Annotated in this window: 17 protein-coding genes; 3 read left to right on the top strand and 14 right to left on the bottom strand. The window is 72.0% G+C overall.

Translation table 11 applies throughout. The annotated features are described in order from the left end of the window. Positions 1-26 precede the first annotated feature (26 nt). Positions 27-2,525, bottom strand: a complete 2,499-nt coding sequence (locus D3272_RS14910) for a sensor domain-containing protein (protein WP_165361367.1) — start codon at positions 2,523-2,525, stop codon at positions 27-29. A 236-nt stretch (positions 2,526-2,761) separates the two neighbouring features. Between D3272_RS14910 and rocF the strand changes: the two genes are divergently transcribed. The 3 genes from rocF (at position 2,762) to D3272_RS14895 (ending at position 5,293) form a co-directional block, all read left to right on the top strand. Continuing rightward, positions 2,762-3,742 (top strand): arginase, encoded by a 981-nt coding sequence (gene rocF, locus D3272_RS14905; RefSeq protein WP_129219997.1) that lies wholly within the window; start codon positions 2,762-2,764, stop codon positions 3,740-3,742. 71 nt (positions 3,743-3,813) lie between these two features. Then, positions 3,814-4,827: a zinc-dependent alcohol dehydrogenase family protein gene (locus D3272_RS14900; RefSeq protein ID WP_129219996.1), complete on the top strand. Its 1,014-nt coding sequence runs from the start codon at positions 3,814-3,816 to the stop codon at positions 4,825-4,827. Between the two features lie 40 nt (positions 4,828-4,867). Beyond that, positions 4,868-5,293 (top strand): cupin domain-containing protein, encoded by a 426-nt coding sequence (locus tag D3272_RS14895; RefSeq protein WP_129219995.1) that lies wholly within the window; start codon positions 4,868-4,870, stop codon positions 5,291-5,293. A 33-nt stretch (positions 5,294-5,326) separates the two neighbouring features. Here D3272_RS14895 and D3272_RS14890 read toward each other — a convergent pair whose 3' ends face one another. The 13 genes from D3272_RS14890 to hemE form a co-directional block, all read right to left on the bottom strand. Beyond that, entirely contained in the window at positions 5,327-6,736 is a 1,410-nt protein-coding gene (locus D3272_RS14890; protein ID WP_245496587.1) for an FAD/NAD(P)-binding protein, read from the bottom strand. A gap of 200 nt (positions 6,737-6,936) precedes the next feature. Then, the gene (locus tag D3272_RS14885) at positions 6,937-7,671 is read right to left on the bottom strand and encodes an NUDIX hydrolase (RefSeq protein ID WP_245496586.1); all 735 of its coding nucleotides are present in this window, start codon (positions 7,669-7,671) and stop codon (positions 6,937-6,939) included. Then, positions 7,668-8,546 carry a PhzF family phenazine biosynthesis protein gene (locus tag D3272_RS14880; RefSeq protein ID WP_129219994.1) on the bottom strand — a complete coding sequence of 293 codons (879 nt, stop codon included), beginning with the start codon at positions 8,544-8,546 and terminating at the stop codon, positions 7,668-7,670. The genes D3272_RS14885 and D3272_RS14880 overlap by 4 nt, the downstream gene beginning before the upstream one ends. A 98-nt stretch (positions 8,547-8,644) precedes the next feature. Continuing rightward, positions 8,645-9,172 carry a Dps family protein gene (locus tag D3272_RS14875; protein WP_129219993.1) on the bottom strand — a complete coding sequence of 176 codons (528 nt, stop codon included), beginning with the start codon at positions 9,170-9,172 and terminating at the stop codon, positions 8,645-8,647. Positions 9,173-9,268: 96 nt separating this feature from the next. Further along, a complete protein-coding gene (gene pdxY / locus D3272_RS14870) occupies positions 9,269-10,117 on the bottom strand; it encodes a pyridoxal kinase PdxY (protein WP_129219992.1) in 849 nt (282 codons plus the stop codon). Positions 10,118-10,262: 145 nt separating this feature from the next. Beyond that, on the bottom strand, positions 10,263-11,291 hold the full coding sequence (ilvC, locus tag D3272_RS14865; protein WP_428977996.1) for a ketol-acid reductoisomerase: 1,029 nt from the start codon (positions 11,289-11,291) through the stop codon (positions 10,263-10,265). A gap of 74 nt (positions 11,292-11,365) precedes the next feature. Beyond that, entirely contained in the window at positions 11,366-11,647 is a 282-nt protein-coding gene (locus tag D3272_RS27360; RefSeq protein ID WP_165361366.1) for a type II toxin-antitoxin system RelE/ParE family toxin, read from the bottom strand. 321 nt (positions 11,648-11,968) lie between these two features. Beyond that, entirely contained in the window at positions 11,969-12,334 is a 366-nt protein-coding gene (locus tag D3272_RS14855; RefSeq protein WP_129219989.1) for a type II toxin-antitoxin system VapC family toxin, read from the bottom strand. Next, positions 12,334-12,534 (bottom strand): type II toxin-antitoxin system VapB family antitoxin, encoded by a 201-nt coding sequence (locus D3272_RS14850; RefSeq protein WP_207210221.1) that lies wholly within the window; start codon positions 12,532-12,534, stop codon positions 12,334-12,336. The genes D3272_RS14855 and D3272_RS14850 overlap by 1 nt, the downstream gene beginning before the upstream one ends. 71 nt (positions 12,535-12,605) lie before the next feature. Continuing rightward, positions 12,606-13,682: an AI-2E family transporter gene (locus D3272_RS14845; protein WP_129219987.1), complete on the bottom strand. Its 1,077-nt coding sequence runs from the start codon at positions 13,680-13,682 to the stop codon at positions 12,606-12,608. Between the two features lie 33 nt (positions 13,683-13,715). Further along, positions 13,716-14,654 carry a lysylphosphatidylglycerol synthase transmembrane domain-containing protein gene (locus D3272_RS14840; RefSeq protein WP_129219986.1) on the bottom strand — a complete coding sequence of 313 codons (939 nt, stop codon included), beginning with the start codon at positions 14,652-14,654 and terminating at the stop codon, positions 13,716-13,718. 159 nt (positions 14,655-14,813) lie between these two features. After that, positions 14,814-15,245, bottom strand: coding sequence for a protoporphyrinogen oxidase HemJ (gene hemJ / locus D3272_RS14835; protein WP_129219985.1), 432 nt, complete (start codon positions 15,243-15,245; stop codon positions 14,814-14,816). A gap of 55 nt (positions 15,246-15,300) precedes the next feature. Next, positions 15,301-16,323 (bottom strand): uroporphyrinogen decarboxylase, encoded by a 1,023-nt coding sequence (gene hemE, locus D3272_RS14830; RefSeq protein ID WP_281010963.1) that lies wholly within the window; start codon positions 16,321-16,323, stop codon positions 15,301-15,303. Positions 16,324-16,370: the final 47 nt, after the last annotated feature.

Below are 16,370 nucleotides of genomic sequence, written 5' to 3'. Positions count from 1 at the left end.
CCTGGGGAGGTGTCCGGCAGCGGCCCTCAGGCGGCGTCGTGCAGGCGGCGCGCCACGCCGCGCTCCAGCAGCGCGGGCAGCCGCGGGGCCGGCATGGGCCGCCCGAGGTGGTAGCCCTGCAGCTCGGAACAGCCTTCCTGCCGCAGGCGCTCCAGCTGCTCGGCGGTCTCGATGCCTTCGGCCAGCGTGCGGATGCCGAGGCTGGCCCCCAGGCTGACCACCGCCCGCACGATGGCGAGGCCGTGCCGGTCCTCCGCCATGTCGCGGATGAAGGAGCGGTCGATCTTGATCTTGTCGAAGGGAAAGCGGTTGAGATAGGCGAGGCTCGAATAGCCGGTGCCGAAATCGTCGAGCGAGATCGCCACGCCGAGCCCGCGCAGCCGGTGCAGCAGCGCGATGTTGTCGGCGCTGTCGTCGAGGAACACCGATTCGGTGATCTCGAGTTCGAGGCGCGCCGGCGCCAGCCCGGCTTCCGCGAGCGCGGCGGAGACCGAGCCGGCGAGGTCGCCCCGCCGGAACTGCGCGGCCGACAGGTTCACGGCGACCCGGCACCCGTCCGGCCAGCGCGCCGCTTCGCGGCAGGCCTGGCGCAGCACCCAATCGCCGATGGCGTGGATCAGGCCGATCTCCTCGGCGACGGGGATGAACTCGGCGGGCGGCACGGCCCCGCGGCCGGGGTGGAACCAGCGCAGCAGCGCCTCGAAGCCCAGCACCTGCAGCGAACCCGCCGCCACGATGGGCTGGTAGAAAAGCTCGAACTCGCCCCGGGCCAGGGCCTGGCGGAGGTCGCCTTCGAGGCTGCGGCGGGCCTGCAGCGACTGGTCCATGCCGGCCTCGAAGAAGCGGAAGGCGCCGCGCCCCTGGGACTTCGACCGGTAGAGGGCGATGTCGGCGTTGTGCAGCAGGATGTCGGGGGCGGAGCCGTCTCCGGGCGCCAGCGAGATGCCGATGCTGGCCCCGATGACGGCCTGGTGCCCGTCGACGAGGTAGGGGGCGGAGATCCGGCCGATGATCCGGTCCGCCAGGGCGCTCGCCTCTGCCGGGCGCGCGAGCCCCGTCATCATGACGGCGAACTCGTCCCCGCCCAGCCGGGCCGCCACGCCGCCCGGCCCGATGGCGGTGGCGATCCGGTCCCCGACGGCGCGCAGCACTTTGTCGCCGGCGCCATGACCCAGCGTGTCGTTGACCTGCTTGAAGAAGTCGAGGTCGATGCAGAGGACCGCCAGGGTCTCGCCCCGCGTCCGGGCCTCGGCGAGCCCGTCCATCAGATGCGTGCGGAACCGGGCCCGGTTGCACAGGCCCGTGAGGTCGTCGTGGTGGGCCATGTAGGCGACCTGGGCCTGCGCCTTCCGCTGCGCCGTGACGTCGAGGACCGAAACGAGGACGCAATCGTCGCCGTCGAAGTCGAGGGCATTGGCGTAGACCTCGACTTCCACCGTCTCGCCATGGCCCGTCACCATGCGCCAGGCCCGCCGGGCCACATCGTCCCGCACCGTCGCGCGCGCCTTCGACGCGACGGCGGCCCGCTCCTCCTCGCCGAACAGGTCGGGCCAGGTCGCCGCGACGAGGTCGCCGGCGGAGCGACCGCACAGCCGGAGCATGGCGTCGTTGGTCCTGCGGACGGCCAGGGTGCCGCGCTCGTAGACGAGCAGCGGCATGGGGTTGCTGTCGAACAACAGGCGGACCGAGTCTTCGCGCCGCTTCATCTCCGTGACGTCCGTGAGGGCGATGCCGAGCAGGTCGCCGAGCGGCGCGACCGAGATCCGCAGGTGCACCGGTTCCGCATCCCGGCGCTGGACCGCATATTCGAAGACATGCGCCTGCTGCCGGTCCAAGGCGCGGGACAGTTCAACGTCGAGCCCGTTCTTGCCCCAGGACACCATGACGTCGGACAGGTACTGCCAGCAGAGCGCCTCCTCCGGACGGCCGAACAGCCGCGCCGCCGCGCCGTTGAGGCTCACGATCTGGAAGTCGGGACGCCCGGCCCGGTCGTCCGCCGCCGCCAGGGCCACGAGGCCGTCGCTGGTCGAGCGGTGCATGGCTTCGAGCAGGTCCTGCACCACGGGCCGCTGCCGCAGGTAGACGACCATCAGGTGGCCGCCCCACCGATTGCTGAGGGGGAGCGCCAGCACGTCGCAGGTCGCGACGGCGCCGTCCACCAAGCCGCGCGCCACCCCCTCGCTGGGCACGAGCCGCGTCGCGGCGCGGGCGAGGCAGTCCACGATGCCGGTCCGGTAGCTGGGGGCGAGCGCGTCGCAGTCCACGCCCGTCAGGTCGCGACCGACCTGGCGCTCGAACTCCGGGCCGGCATGCAGGATCCTGAACCGGCCGGGCGCATCTTCCCGGGCGATGCCGATCCTGTCGGCGACGGCACCGAGGCTGCCGAGCGCGACGTCCTCGAACAACGGCAGGTCCTTGCCCTGCCGGGCCGCCATCCAGCGCCGGACGAGCTTGTCGATCTCGACCGCCGCCAAGGGAGCGGCGAGCGAGTCCGGCGTTGGGGAAGGGTCGGACTGGCTCGGCACGGGCGGGCTCGACTTTGCGGCGATGCGGGAGGCGGATGGACCATTGTGTGTCATCAGATACGAAGGGCGCGCTAAGACTGGCGTCGCGAAAGCGTCACGCTGCGGAAAGCCGAAACCACGCCATCGGGGAGGTGTCGGCGCGGCTGCCGAGCGCCCGCGAAGCCGCGGCTTCTGTGCCGGACCCTTGTGGTCTATGCCGGGGCGCCGGCCGCGCGCGCGGCTGCGGAGGCTGTCCCATGAACCACATCCATTCCGAACGGCCCGCCGCACCCCGCGGCCCCGTCGCGCTGCTGGGCGTGCCGGTCCAGGCCGGGACGCACCAGGCCGGATGCCTGATGGGGCCGGCCTCGCTGCGCACGGCGGGTCTCGGCGCCGCCCTCGCGGAACTCGGCTGCAGCCTGCGCGACCATGGGGACCTGATGCCGGAGTTGGCGGCCGGCACCGTTGCCGCCTCGTCCCCGACCCTGCGGCGCTTCGGCGAGGTCGCGGCCTGGACGGCGGCGATCGCCGACCGGGTCGCGCAATGCCTGCGCGACGGCGAAGTGCCCGTCGTGCTGGGCGGCGACCACAGCCTGTCGATGGGCTCGGTCGACGGCGTCGCCCGCCATTGCCGCGAGAGCGGCCGGGAGCTCTTCGTGATCTGGCTCGACGCCCACGCGGATTTCAACACGCCCGAAACGTCCCCCTCGGGCAACATGCACGGCATGCCGCTCGCCGCGCTCTGCGGCGAGCCGGGCCTCGAAGGCGTCTTCGGCGGCGGCGCGCCGGGTCCGCGGGTCTCGCCCGACCACGTCCACCTCTTCGGCATCCGCTCGGTCGACCGCGGCGAGCGCGCCCTGCTGAACCGGCGCGGGGTCCACGTCGTCGACATGCGCCACATCGACGAATGGGGCGTGGCGGTGCCGCTGCGCCGCATCCTCGACCGGGTGAAGGCGGCGGGCGGCTGGCTGCACGTCAGCCTCGACGTCGATTTCCTCGACCCGTCGCTGGCGCCGGGCGTCGGCACCACGGTGCCGGGCGGCGCCACCTACCGCGAAGCCCATCTCATCATGGAGATGATCCACGATTCCGGGCTGATGGGCTCGCTCGACGTCGTCGAGCTCAACCCCTTCCTCGACGACCGCGGCCGCAGCGCCCTCATCCTGGTCGACCTCGTCGCGAGCCTCTTCGGCCGCCAGGTCATGGACCGCGCCACCGCGGCCGCCCCCGCCTTCTGACCCAGGGGAGGGAACCAGCGCCGGGGTCCGGCGCTTCGAGGTCTCGATCCTCACATGCGGGAACGAGTCCCATGAAAGCCATTCGTCTGCGGTCGCCCGGCGGCCTCGACAACCTCCAGCTCGTCGACATGGAGTCCCCGAAGGACCCGGGTCCGGGCGAGATCCGCGTCCGGCTGCACGCCTCCTCGTTGAACTACCACGACTACGGCGTGGCGAGCCGCCCCGGCTGGCAGGCCGACGGTCGCATCCCGATGTCGGACGGCGCCGGGGTGGTCGAGGCGGTCGGCACCGGCGTGACCGACGTCGCGACGGGTGACTCCGTGGTGTCGTGCTTCTTCCCGACCTGGGCCGACGGTCCCGCCACCATCGCGGATTTCGCCACCGTGCCGGGCGACGGCGTCGACGGTTTCGCCCGGGAAGCCGTGACGCTGCCGGCGACCGCCTTCACGCGGGCGCCGAAGGGCTTCAGCCATGCCGAGGCCGCGACCCTCACCACGGCGGGCCTGACGGCCTGGCGGGCCCTGGTGGTCGACGGCGGGCTCAAGGCCGGCGACACCGTCCTGGTGCTGGGCACGGGCGGCGTCTCGATCTTCGCCCTGCAGATCGCCAAGGCCATGGGCGCCACCGTCGTCGTCACTTCCTCGTCGGACGAGAAGCTCGAGCGGGTGCGTGGGCTTGGCGCCGACCACACCATCAACTACCGGCAGGACCCCGAGTGGGGCCGGCGCGTGTGGGACTGGACGGGCGGGCGCGGTGTTGACCACGTCATCGAGGTCGGCGGACCCGGCACGCTGCCGCAATCCATCGCGGCCGTGCGCGTCGGCGGCCATATCGCGCTCATCGGCGTGCTGACGGGCTACGCCGGCCCGGTGCCGACCGGACCCTTCATGCTGAAGCAGGCCCGGCTCCAGGGCCTCATCGTGGGCAGCCGCCGCGAGCAGCAGGACTTCGTACGCGGCATCGAGGCGATCGGCCTCAAGCCCGTCATCGACCGCAGCTTCCCGCTCGGGGACCTCGCCGAGGCCTTCCGCCTCCAGGGGAGCGGGGCGCATTTCGGCAAGATCTGCCTCGACATCCGAGCATGACGAGACGGGCCTGCCGAGGCTCGGGATCGAGGGAACGGCCATGACCAGTGACGGACAGGCGGGCGGGCGCTTCGACGTGCTCGCGCTCGCCGCGAGCCTGCCGGAGAGCGCCGCGACGCTGCTCGCCGACCATTACATCACGGACCGGCCCTCCGGCAGCGCGCGGGTGTTCCGTACCTATCGGCCCGTGCCGGCGCATTCCCACCGCGGCTGCGACGAGTACCTCTACGTCCTGTCGGGCCGGGGGACGTTCTGGATGGGGGACGCGAGCCGGGCGGCCCCCTTCGCGCCGGGCCAGCTCCTCGTCTTCGACCGCGACACCGTCCATGCCATGCCGGAGCTGCACGAGCATCCGGTGGTGTTCCTCGCCATCGACACGCCGCGCCGCGCACCGGACGACGTGACCTTCGTGAACCCGGCCGATGGCGACGCCGCCTCCTTCATGGCCCGCAACGCCGCGCCCTGACGGGGACCCTGGCTCACGTGAAACAGGCGGCGCTCAGGCGTCCGCCAGGGCTTCGAGCAGGCCCGGCACGGTACGGGCGACGTGGCGCACGATGTCGGGCTGGCCGGTCATCTCGCCGAAACTGCCCCGCGTCAGCGGCCCGAAGGCCCGCAACCGCGCTTCGGCCCGACCATGAGCGTCGACGAGCTGGCTCTCACCATCGACGGCGAGGCCGAGCCCGACGCCATCCGGCTGCGCCAGGCCTCGGTCCACGACGTCCCGCACCAGCGGGTCGGAGCGCAGCGCATTCGCCGGGCCCGTGCACAGAACGACGGCGTCGAAGCTCCGGCGCTCCACACCCGTCCCGGGGCGGTCCAGGGCGGCGTCGAGAGCAGTGTCGGCGTCGAGGCCGACCAAGGCCGCCCGCAGCACCGTGAGCCGGCCGCCGTCGCGCCACGCGGTCGCCAGGGCGAAGGGCTGCGGCGCGGCCCGGAAGCGGTGGACCTCCCAGAATGGCAGGAGGCGGCGCTGCACGCGGCGCTGCTCCCGCGGCGGCAGCGCCGACCACAGCGGCGGCAGGCGGAAGCGGAAGGCGTCCACCACCTCCTGCCAGCCGACATCGGGGTCCAGCTGGCGCAGGCCGCGTCGCAAGAGGGCGAGCAGGTCGAGCGCGGTGCGCGGCACCGGGGCACCGGCGAAGGGGTCGAATCCGTCCGGGAAGGCGCCCTGTGGCCGCGCCAGCAGGCCATGGCGCGAGACGGCGAGCACGGCGCCGCGGTGCCCGATGCGGTCGAGCGAAGCGATCACGTCCAGCATCGTCAGGCCGGTGCCGACGACCAGCACGGCCGCATCCCGGTGGACGGCCACCAGGGCGTCGGGGCGCCACGGGTCGGCGACGAAACCCGGATGGGCCCGGGCCGCCGCCGAGACCGGGCAGGGCAGGGCCGGCGCGGCATGGCCGGTACACAGAGCCACGGCGTCCGCCGCCAGCCTTTCGCCGCCGTCGAGCGCCACGCGCCAGCCCCGGCCGTCGCGGGAGACCGAGACGGCCCGGGCCCGGCGGTGCCGGAGCACGACTTCCGGCCCCGCCTGCGCCAGCGCGCCGTCGAGGCTGTCCGCCACATAGGCGCCGAAAGCCGCGCGGGACACATAGTGGTCCCCGCGCCCGTCCGTGCTGGCCGGATCGGGCAGGACGCCGCGCGCGAAGAGCCAGCGGGTGAAGTGGTCCGGCACGTCGGCGAAGAGGCTCATGCGGTGGGACGGCACGTTGATGCGATGCACGGGATCCACCGTGCCGTAGGCGGCGCCGCGGCCGAGCCGTTCCGCCGGCTCGACGATGTCGATCGCCAGCGGGGCTCGAGCGGCGCTGGCCGCGTGGATCGCCAGCGCGGCGCCGGTGAAGCCGCCGCCCAGGATGGCGAGGCTCGGCACCTTCCGGCCCGGTTTCGACGCCCGGCCCGTCAAGCGCCGATCCCTCCGGCGCGGGTGGGACTGCGGGACGGTTGGGCAGCGGGCGCGGAGATCGGCATGATGTCGGTCCTGGCAGGGATGGTTGTCGGCCGGGCCCGAGCCTGTCGGGCCGTCGTCGCGGCGCAGCTTGGACCGAGGCCGATGATCTGGCGCGCGTCGCAGGCCCGCGCCGCCGGCCCCGGCGGCCACGCTCGTCAGGCGGGCAGCTTGGCCCTGAGATAGGTGGCGGCCGACACCTGCACGGCCGGGCCGATCTCGGCCGCGGTGGCAACGACATGCATGCGGGCGAGCTCCGGCTCGGGGTCACGCGCCAGGAAAGCACCGATGCGGGCCACCAGGGCCTCGGCCGTCTCGGCCGAACGGACGCGCTTCATGAAGCCGACGCGGCAGCCATCCATCACCAACGTCAGTCCGGGATCGAGGCTCAGCGTCGCGGCGTCGAGCCCCGTCTCCTCGCGGAGTTCGCGCCGGATGCTGCCCTCGATGTCGACGCGGCCGTCCCGAACGTCGCCGGGGTCGGGCGTGCCGGATGCGAAGTAGATGGCACCGGCATTGGCGGTGTGGTGCCCCATCTCGCCGAGCACGAAGGCGCCATCGGCCGATGACAGGCAGGCCATGCCGAAGCCGTTGCGCACCCCGGCGGGCGGCAGGCCGATGTCGCGCCAGAACAGGAAGGCGCTGAAGCTGGTCTCGAGATAGGCGCCGCGGAACACGCGCCGGCCATCTGCCTCCACCTCGACCGCACCGCGATGCATCAGCAGCACCCGGCCGTCGAACATGCGGGGCTTGCGTCGCAAGGCCTCGGCCCAGTGGGCGGCGATCTCGGCGGACCGGGCCTCGGCGAAGTCCCAGCGGCGGGGCTCGAAGGCACAGTCGACGGCGTCGACCTCCACGACCTCCTGCGGGCCGGCGGGCGCACCCACCGTCACAGGTCGATCGTCCCTTCGGAGACGATCACGGCGCCGCCGCCGATCGTCGCCGCCACGAGCGCGCCGCCCGCGACATCCAGCCCCAGCACGATGAGGCTGGGCCGGCCCATGGCGACGCCTTGCCGGATCTCGATCGCATGCTCGCCGTCGGGCGGCGCGTCGAAGGCCATCACGGCTCCGGCGAAGGCGGCGGCGGCCGAACCCGTCGCGGGGTCCTCGGCGATGCCGAGGCCGGCCGCGAACATGCGGGCGTGAAAGCCCGCGCCGGAGCGCGCGTAGACGTAGGTGCGGAGATCCGACGGCCAACGGCCGGCGTCGGGGCTGGCCCGGTCGACCGCCTCGGGCGAGGCCAGCGGCACCGTCGTGAACGGCACGCCTGCCGTGAGCATCAGCGGACGGTGGCGGTCGAAGCCGATCTCGGCCGCATCGAGCGACAGCGACGCCGCCAGATCCGCGTCGGGCATCGGCGTGCCGCAGGCCTCGGGCAGCCGCGGCAGGAGAAACTCGGCATAGGGCCGGCCCCTGGCGCGGCGCGCCGTGCACTGAACGAGGCCCACCTCCTCCTCGATGACGAGGGCGAGGTCCTGGCGGGCCACGATCTCGGGCGCGCGCAGTTCGGCCAGCAACACGGCGGTCCCCACCGTGGGGTGGCCCGCGAAGGGCAGCTCGCGCGCGGGCGTGAAGATGCGGATGCGGGCGGAGTTCACCGGGTCCCGCGGCTCCAGCAGGAAGACCGTCTCCGACAGGTTGAACTCGCGGGCCACCGCCTGCATGCGGGCCGCGTCGAGCCCCTGCGCGTCGTGGACCACGGCGAGGGGGTTGCCGCTCAGCGGCCGGTCGGTGAAGACGTCGAGGGTGTGGAAGCGGCGTCGCATGGCGCGAGACTAGCCCGGATCGCGGCGCGGCACCATGCGCCCGGTCGCCCGGGGCGGGAGGCGGCGACCCCGCCCCCCGTCCAGCGGGCGCAAGCGCCTCAGTGGCCGCTCTCGTCCGCGCCCTGCATGGCTTCGAACAGGAACCAGGTGCGGCGCTCGGTCTCGTCGATGTAGTTCTCGAGCAGGCTGGCGGTCGCCACATCCTCGTGCTCGTCGCAGACCTTGTGGGTCTCGCGCATCGCCGCCGCCATCTTCTTGTTGTCCGACATCAGCTCGCCGAGCATGTCGAGCGGCGGGATGAAGTCGGCATTGTTCTCCTCGAGATGGGCGATCTTGACCATCTCGGCCATGGAATGGACGGTGCGCTTGCCGAGCTTGCGCACCCGCTCGGCCAGCGGGTCGGTGCTGGCGAAGATCTGCTCGGACTGCTCGTCGAGCATCAGGTGGTAGTCCCGGAAGTGCGGGCCCGTCATGTGCCAGTGGAAGTTCTTGGTCTTGGTGTAGAGCACGAAGGCGTCGGCGACGAGCTTGTTGACCGAATCGGCCACCGCCTGGCGGCCGTTGTCGCCGAGATCGTTGGGCGTGTTGAGGGACGCGGGATTGGTGTCGGTCACCTGCGTGGCCATGGGAGGTCTCCTCGAGTTCCGGAAATGCGCCCTGACAATCGCCACGACGGGCAGGTGTTCCCCGGAGCCGGCAGAAAGCCCCGCCACGCGGCGCCGTCAGAGCGGTTCGGGCGTGAAGACGCGGGAGGGGCGCACGAACTCGTCCTGGGCCGCCACGAGCGCGAGTTCGCGCGTGCCGGCCTCCAGCGTCGCCGAGAGCAGGCCGAACACCGCCGAGGCGGCATGCGACAGCGCGTCGGGCACGGAGCGGCGGGCCAGATAGGTCACGAAGAACAGGGCCGCGATGGCGTCGCCGGCGCCGTTGACCGAAAGGGCCAGCTTCGGCGTGCGGATGCGCCACGCCCGGCTGCCGTCCGAGGCGACGAGGTCGAGCGCGTCGTCGGGCGTCGCGTCGCCGAGGTAGGAGGTGACCAGCACGGCGCGGGGACCCTTGGCATGCAGCGCCGCCAAGCCGGCGCGCAGGCCCGCTTGCGTCCCCGTCCCCTGGCCGCAGAGGAGTTCGAGTTCGAACTGGTTGGGGGTGACGACGTCGGCGGCCGGCAGGGCGCGGTCGCGCATGAACTCGGCGATGCCGGGGCGCACGAACACGCCGCGGCCGACGTCGCCGATGACGGGATCGCAGCAATAGAGCGCGCCGGCATGGGCTTCGCGCACCCGCGCCACGGCGTCGAGGATAGCGATGCCGGTGTCGGCCGAGCCCATGTAGCCCGACAGCACCCCGTCGCACCGGGCGAGGGCGCCGCGCTCCGCGATGCCCGCCACGCAGTCGCCGATCAGCCCCGCGTCGAAGACCTGTCCGCGCCAGGCACCGTAGCCGGTGTGGTTGGAGAACTGCACCGTGTGGATGGGCCACACGTCGTGCCCCATCCGCTGGATGGGGAAGGTGGCGGCGGCGTTGCCGACATGCCCGTAGGCGACGTGGGACTGGATGGACAGGATGTTCATGGGCGGTCCCGGTTCGCCCTTCTCCCCTCACGTGGGAGAAGGTGGCCCATCGCAGTCGGAGAAGGGGATGTCCGACAGGCGTCGGGTCCCCTCGTCCGCCTGTCGGCACCTCCTCCCGTCGCGGGGAGGAGGAGGGCGGGTCGGCTCAGTTCCGGGCCTTGTCCACCATCTTGTTCTTGGTGATCCAGGGCATCATGGCGCGCAGCTTCTCGCCGACCTCCTCGATCTGGTGGCTGGCGGCCTTGGCGCGGGTGGCCTTGAACGAGGTCTGGGCGACCTTGTTCTCGAGCATCCAATCGCGGGTGAACTTGCCCGACTGGATGTCGGTCAGGACGCGCTTCATCTCGGCCTTGGTCTCGGGCGTGATGATGCGGGGACCCGTGACGTATTCGCCGTATTCGGCGGTGTTGGAGATCGAGTAGTTCATGTTGGCGATGCCGCCCTCGTAGATGAGGTCGACGATGAGCTTCACCTCGTGCAGGCACTCGAAATAGGCCATCTCGGGGGCGTAGCCCGCCTCGACCAGCGTCTCGAAGCCGGCGCGGATCAGCTCGACCAGGCCGCCGCAGAGCACCGCCTGCTCGCCGAACAGGTCGGTCTCGCATTCTTCCTTGAAGGTCGTCTCGATGATGCCGGCCCGGCCGCCGCCGATCGCCGAAGCGTAGGACAGGCCGAGGTCGTGGGCGTTGCCCGAGGCGTCCTGCGCGATGGCGATGAGGCAGGGCACGCCGCCGCCCTTCTGGTATTCGGAGCGCACCGTGTGGCCGGGGCCCTTCGGCGCCACCATCAGCACGTCGATGTCGGCGCGCGGCTGGATGAGGTTGAAGTGGACGTTGAGGCCGTGCGCGAAGAGCAGCGCGGCGCCGTTCTTCATGTTGGGGGCGAGGTCGGCGGCGTAGATGTCGGCCTGCAGCTCGTCGGGCGTCAGCATCATGACGACGTCGGCCCATTTGGCGGCCTCGGCCACCGACATGACCTTCAGGCCCTCGCCCTCGGCCTTCTTCGCCGAGGGCGAGCCCTCGCGCAGCGCCACGACGACGTCCTTGACGCCGCTGTCGCGCATGTTGAGCACATGGGCGTGACCCTGCGAGCCGTAGCCCACCACCGCGACCTTCTTGCCCTTGATGAGGTTCAGATCGGCATCCCGATCGTAGTAGACGCGCATGGCCCTCAGGTCCCTATCCGGTTCTTGACTGAGCGGCCCTTCTATGCGGCGGGACGGGGCGGGGCAACCCGCATCGCTGAGGATCACGGCGCGTCGACCGCGAGCCGCCGCCGACCGTGCAGCACGCGAAGCACGAAGACCGTGGCGCGGGGGCGGTCGTAGCGATGAAGGATGACGTAGGGCTTGAAGGCCATCAGCCTCACGCCTTGTCCCAGGGCCGGACGGGGTGCGGCGCTCTCGGGGGATGCGAGCCGCCGAAAAGCCGCTCTGAATCGAAGGCGATACTCGTCCGCGACCGGCCGACCGGCACGCTCGACCAGATCGCGGGCGATCCCGACGATATCCGCCGTCGCCCCCGGCCGCACCGCGACGTGAGCCGTCCGGCTTCGGTCGATCGGAACAGGCCGTCGATATAGGCGTCGGTGTCGTCGACAACCGAGAAATTCCCTCGCGCGATATCGGCCAGAGCCTCGTCGACCGAGGGCTTGGCCCAGGCGAGATCGTCCTCGAAGTCCGCGTGTTCCGCGATGCCGGTTGCCAGGAGATCGCGAACGGTCTCGTCCAGATCGCTGTAAGCGCCCTCGGAGACCCGGGCTTGGATCCAGGCGAGCGGGTCGGGGGACAAGGTGATCGTCATCGGAGATCTCCACGAGGTCCCAGCATAGCCCGATCCGCCCACGCCCGCATCACCCCGCGTGCTCCAGCACCGGCACGCGATAGGCCCGCGCCGCCGCCCGGCTGAGGGCCCGTCCGGCGTCGCCGCCCTCGGCCGCGAGCAGGTCCGCGGCGCGGCGCCCGAGGTCGGCCGAGACCGGCACCTCCCGCGAGGGCAGCGCGGCGGCGAACTCCGCTACGGCGTCGCGCGCCGCGCCGAGCAGCGCGGGCGTGACGGTTCCGGCACCCGCCTTGGCGCGGGCGAGCCCCGCCACGGCATCGAGCAGCGCCACGGGCGTGGCCAGGAACGGCCCGCCATGCGCGTCGAGCCGCGCCAGCAGCGCGTCCGACCCCGGCCACCGCGCCAGGATGGCGACGATGGCGGAAGCGTCGAGCATCACGGGGCGTCGGCGCCGATCGCGTCGGCCAGGGCCAGGGCCTTGCCGAGGCGGGCGCTGGGTGGCAGGCTCTGCTTCAAGCGGTCCCGCTCGCGCTCCAGCGCAGCCCGGACCGCATCCGTCACGGTGCGGGCGCCGGAAGCGGCCTGGACGGCGCGGGCGAGCCCGGCCACGGCATCGTCGCGGATGTAGAGCGGCACGGGGATATTCCCTGGCGGATATGCGGATATTCGCATCCGCATATCCCGCACGGTCGCGGGGCGCAAGCCGTTCAGCCGTCGAGCGTGTCGTCGAGGACCTCCTCCACCCAGACCTTCTTGACGAGTTCCACGCCGGCCGCCGTCACGGGCGTGGCCAGGATGAGGCCGAGCGGGCCGAACAGCGTGCCGAGCACCGTCTGCGACAGGATGGTGAGCACCGGGGCGAGTTCGACGGTGCGCTTCTGGATGAGGGGCGCGATGAGGTTGCCCTCGAGCGTCTGCACGACGAAGAAGAGGATGGCGGTGTAGAGCGCCGTCTGCGGTCCCTGGCCGAGGGCGATCAGCACGGCCGGCACGGCCCCGGCCAGGGCGCCGATATAGGGCACGAAGTTGAACAGGGCCGCGATCAGCGCCAGCGTGAAGGCCAGCTTGACGCCGATGACGTAGAGGCCGATCGCCGTCAGAATGCCGACCGCGCACATGTCGAGGAACTGGCCGATGAACCACCAGCGCAGCACGTGGGCGATCCCGCCCATCGTGTCGACCGCGTGGGCGCGCCAGTCCTTGGGCATCAGCTTGGCGGTTCCCCCGACATAGAGGCCGGGGTCGATGGCGAAGAAGATGGCGGTGACCACCATGACGAGCAGGCTGCCGAGGCCGCCCAGCGTCGAGGTGCCGACGCCGGCCGCCATGCCGGCGATCTTGTGGGTGCCGTCCTGGAAATAGTCCTTGGCGCGGCCCAGCACCGGCTGCAGCCAGTCGGCACTGCCGTAACGCTCCCAGAGCGCCGTCGCCTGCCCCCGCAGCTGGCCCCAGATGTCGGTGAGCTGCCCGGCGATGACGGGGCCGCGCACGAAGATCTCGAAGCCCAGGAAGGCCACCAGCGCCAGCACGATGGCGGCGAGCCACAGGCCGATCGGGCCACCGACCCGCCGCGACAGGAACTCGGCGCCGCCGCGCAGCAGGCAGGCGAGCAGCGCCGCCGCGAAGACCAGGAGCACGATGTCGGCCATGGCCCAGCAGACGCCGACCGCGATGGCGAGGCCGAGGCCCCAGGCGAGGATGCGCGCCGTCCGCTCGGCCGCGAGGGCCCGGCGGCGCTGCCATTCGAGGTCGGAGGCGCCGGGCGGCGGGACGGGGACGTTCATCGAGGGGGTCTCCACCGGCCGCGGCCGGCCGGTTCAATCGAGCGCCGGACGGCGCAGGATGCGGCTCCGCTCGAACACCACGACGGCGACGATGCCGAGCAGCAGCGGGATGACGAGATAGAGCAGGCGGAACACGAGCAGCGCCGCCAGCACGTCGGCGCGGGGCGTGTCGGGCAGGGCGTTGACGAAGACGAGTTCCAGCACGCCGAGGCCGCCCGGCGCGTGGCTCAGCAGCGCCGCCGAGAAGGAGGCGAGGAACACGCCGAGCACGATGAAGAAGCCCGGGTTGTGGTCGGCGGGGAGGGCACACCAGATGATGCCGGCGGCGCCCATGAGCTCGAGCGGCCCCGCCAGGAGCTGGCGCATCGCGATGGGCAGGCGCGGGTAGATGACGGTGAAGCTGCCGACGACCAGCGGCCGGAAGTGCAGGGCCGCGCCCCCGACGTAGAGCGCCACGAACAGCAGCATGGCGCCACCGACGAGGCGCGCCACCAGCGGATCGACCTGGAACAGGCGCTGCACGATCTCGGGCTCGAACGCCAGCACGATGCCGCCGAGCAGGATGGTGCCGAGCGCGAAGGTGAAGGAGCAGAAGGCCACCAGCACGCCGACGTCGCCGATGGTGAGGCCTTTGGTGGAATAGGCGCGGTAGCGCACCATGGCGCCCGAGAACATCGACATGCCGATGTTGTGGCTGAGCGCGTAGGTGGTGAAGGACACCGCCGAGATGAAACGCCAGGACAGCGCGAAGCCGAGGTGGAGCAGCGCGATCCGGTCGTACCAGGCGAGCGCCAGGTAGGCCACCAGCGTCGCCAGCACGGCGAGGGCCCAGCGACCGGCCGGGATGGCGGCGAAGGCGGCTTCGACCTCGGCGAACGACAGGCCCCGCAGTTCCCGGAACAACAGCCACAGCGACAGGACGACGGCACCGATCCCGATCACCGGCCACAGGTAGTTCAGGTAGCGTTTCAAGACCGTCCCTTTGCCCGAGCACCCGCCGGCCTGCCCGGAGCGGTGGCCGCCTTCTATCCGAATATGGCGCGCCGAGGCTCGGAAATCGCACCACCACGAGGTGAAATGGTGAAGGCCGGGACCGCCGCCCCCGCCGAGGCCGGCCGGGGGCAGCCCCGATCAGAAGGGCTTCACCACCACCAGGATGACGATGCCGATCAGCAGCACCGTCGGGATCTCGTTGACGATGCGGAAGTAGGTGGGCGACTTGGTGTTGGCGTCGCCGGCGAAGCGGCGGACGTTGGCGGCCAGAATGCCGTGCACGCCGGTCAGCAGCACCACGAGCAGCAGCTTGCCGTGCAGCCAATGCTCCCGGAACGCGCCCTCGGCATAGGCCAGCCACGGGCCGGTGATCCAGACCGCGACCAGCGCCGGCGTGACGATGCCCCGGAGCAGGCGCCGTTCCATGACCTTGAAGGTTTCGGACTGCGGCGTGCCCGCCCCGACACTCGCGTGGTAGACCATGAGGCGGGGCAGGTAGAGCATGCCGACCATCCAGGCGATGATCGACAGGATATGGGCGGCCTTGAGCCAGAGGATGGAGTCCTGCATGGAGCTGTCCTGTCTGAGGGATGCGACGGCATGATGTCGGGCCGGCGTCGCCGGGTCAGGCGCGCAGCCGGGCCACCAACCGCTCGACATGCGGGATCGGCGTGTCGGGCGTGATGCCGTGGCCGAGGTTGAAGACGTGCGGGCGCCGCGCCAGGGCAGACCGGATGTCGTCCACCCCGTCGTCGAGGGCCCGGCCCCCCGCGATCAGCGCCTTGGGGTCGAGGTTACCCTGCAGCGGCAGGCCCGCCGGCAGCGCGCCGTCGGCCCAGTGGGGGTCGACCGCGATGTCGAGGCCCAGCGCCGTGACGCCCGTGGTGGCGGCGCGCAGCAGCTGTCCCCCCGACACGCGCGGGAAGCCGATGATCCGCGCCCCCGGATGGCGAGCCCGCACCCCGGACACGATCCGGGCGAGGGGCTCCTGCGACCAGCGCTCGTATTCGAGCCGCGGCAGGACGCCGGCCCAGCTGTCGAAGATCATCACGGCATCGGCACCGGCCGCGAGCTGGGCCGACAGGTAGGTGACGGACGCGTCTGTCACGCGCGCGATGAGGCGGGCGAAGAGGTCCGGGTCGCGGTAGGCCAGGGCGCGGGCCGGCCCCTGGTCGGGCGTGCCCGCCCCCGCCACCATGTAGCTCGCCACCGTGAAGGGAGCCCCGCAGAAGCCGATCAGGGCGGTCTCGGCCGGTAGGCTGCCGCGAACCCGCTCGACGGTCTCCAGCACGGGCGCGAGCCGCTCCATGTCGACCGCCTCGTGCAGCGCCGCGAAGCCTTCGGCGGTCGTGACCGGCTGCAGCTTCGGGCCGTGGCCGGTCTCGAAGCTGGTGGGCAGCCCCAGGGCGTCGGGGACGACGAGGATGTCGGAGAACAGGATGGCGGCGTCGAAGCCGAAGCGGCGGATCGGCTGCAGCGTCACCTCGGCGGCGAGCTTCGGGTTGTAGCACAGGTCGAGAAAGGTCGGGGTGGTGGCGCGCAGCTCCCGGTATTCGGGCAGGTAGCGGCCCGCCTGGCGCATCAGCCAGACCGGCGGCTTCGCCGCGACCTCGCCGTCCAGCACCCGGAGGAAGAGGGACGGCTGCACCGGGGCGACGACCCCGGCGGGAGAGCGGCGGATCGGATCTTCCAAAA

The organism is Lichenibacterium ramalinae, from assembly GCF_004137085.1.
Lineage (GTDB): Bacteria > Pseudomonadota > Alphaproteobacteria > Rhizobiales > Beijerinckiaceae > Lichenihabitans > Lichenihabitans ramalinae.
Note: the sequence above shows the minus strand (reverse complement) of the source record. Positions and strands in the feature narration are given on the sequence as shown.

Excerpts from the sequence above, each read along its gene's own strand:
- hemJ (WP_129219985.1), bottom strand. The coding sequence starts at position 15,245 with ATGCAGGACTCCATCCTCTGGCTCAAGGCCGCCCATATCCTGTCGATC.
- pdxY (WP_129219992.1), bottom strand. The coding sequence starts at position 10,117 with ATGAACATCCTGTCCATCCAGTCCCACGTCGCCTACGGGCATGTCGGC.
- D3272_RS14895 (WP_129219995.1), top strand. The coding sequence starts at position 4,868 with ATGACCAGTGACGGACAGGCGGGCGGGCGCTTCGACGTGCTCGCGCTC.
- D3272_RS14855 (WP_129219989.1), bottom strand. The coding sequence starts at position 12,334 with ATGCTCGACGCTTCCGCCATCGTCGCCATCCTGGCGCGGTGGCCGGGG.
- D3272_RS14880 (WP_129219994.1), bottom strand. The coding sequence starts at position 8,546 with ATGCGACGCCGCTTCCACACCCTCGACGTCTTCACCGACCGGCCGCTG.
- rocF (WP_129219997.1), top strand. The coding sequence starts at position 2,762 with ATGAACCACATCCATTCCGAACGGCCCGCCGCACCCCGCGGCCCCGTC.
- D3272_RS14845 (WP_129219987.1), bottom strand. The coding sequence starts at position 13,682 with ATGAACGTCCCCGTCCCGCCGCCCGGCGCCTCCGACCTCGAATGGCAG.
- D3272_RS14875 (WP_129219993.1), bottom strand. The coding sequence starts at position 9,172 with ATGGCCACGCAGGTGACCGACACCAATCCCGCGTCCCTCAACACGCCC.
- D3272_RS14900 (WP_129219996.1), top strand. The coding sequence starts at position 3,814 with ATGAAAGCCATTCGTCTGCGGTCGCCCGGCGGCCTCGACAACCTCCAG.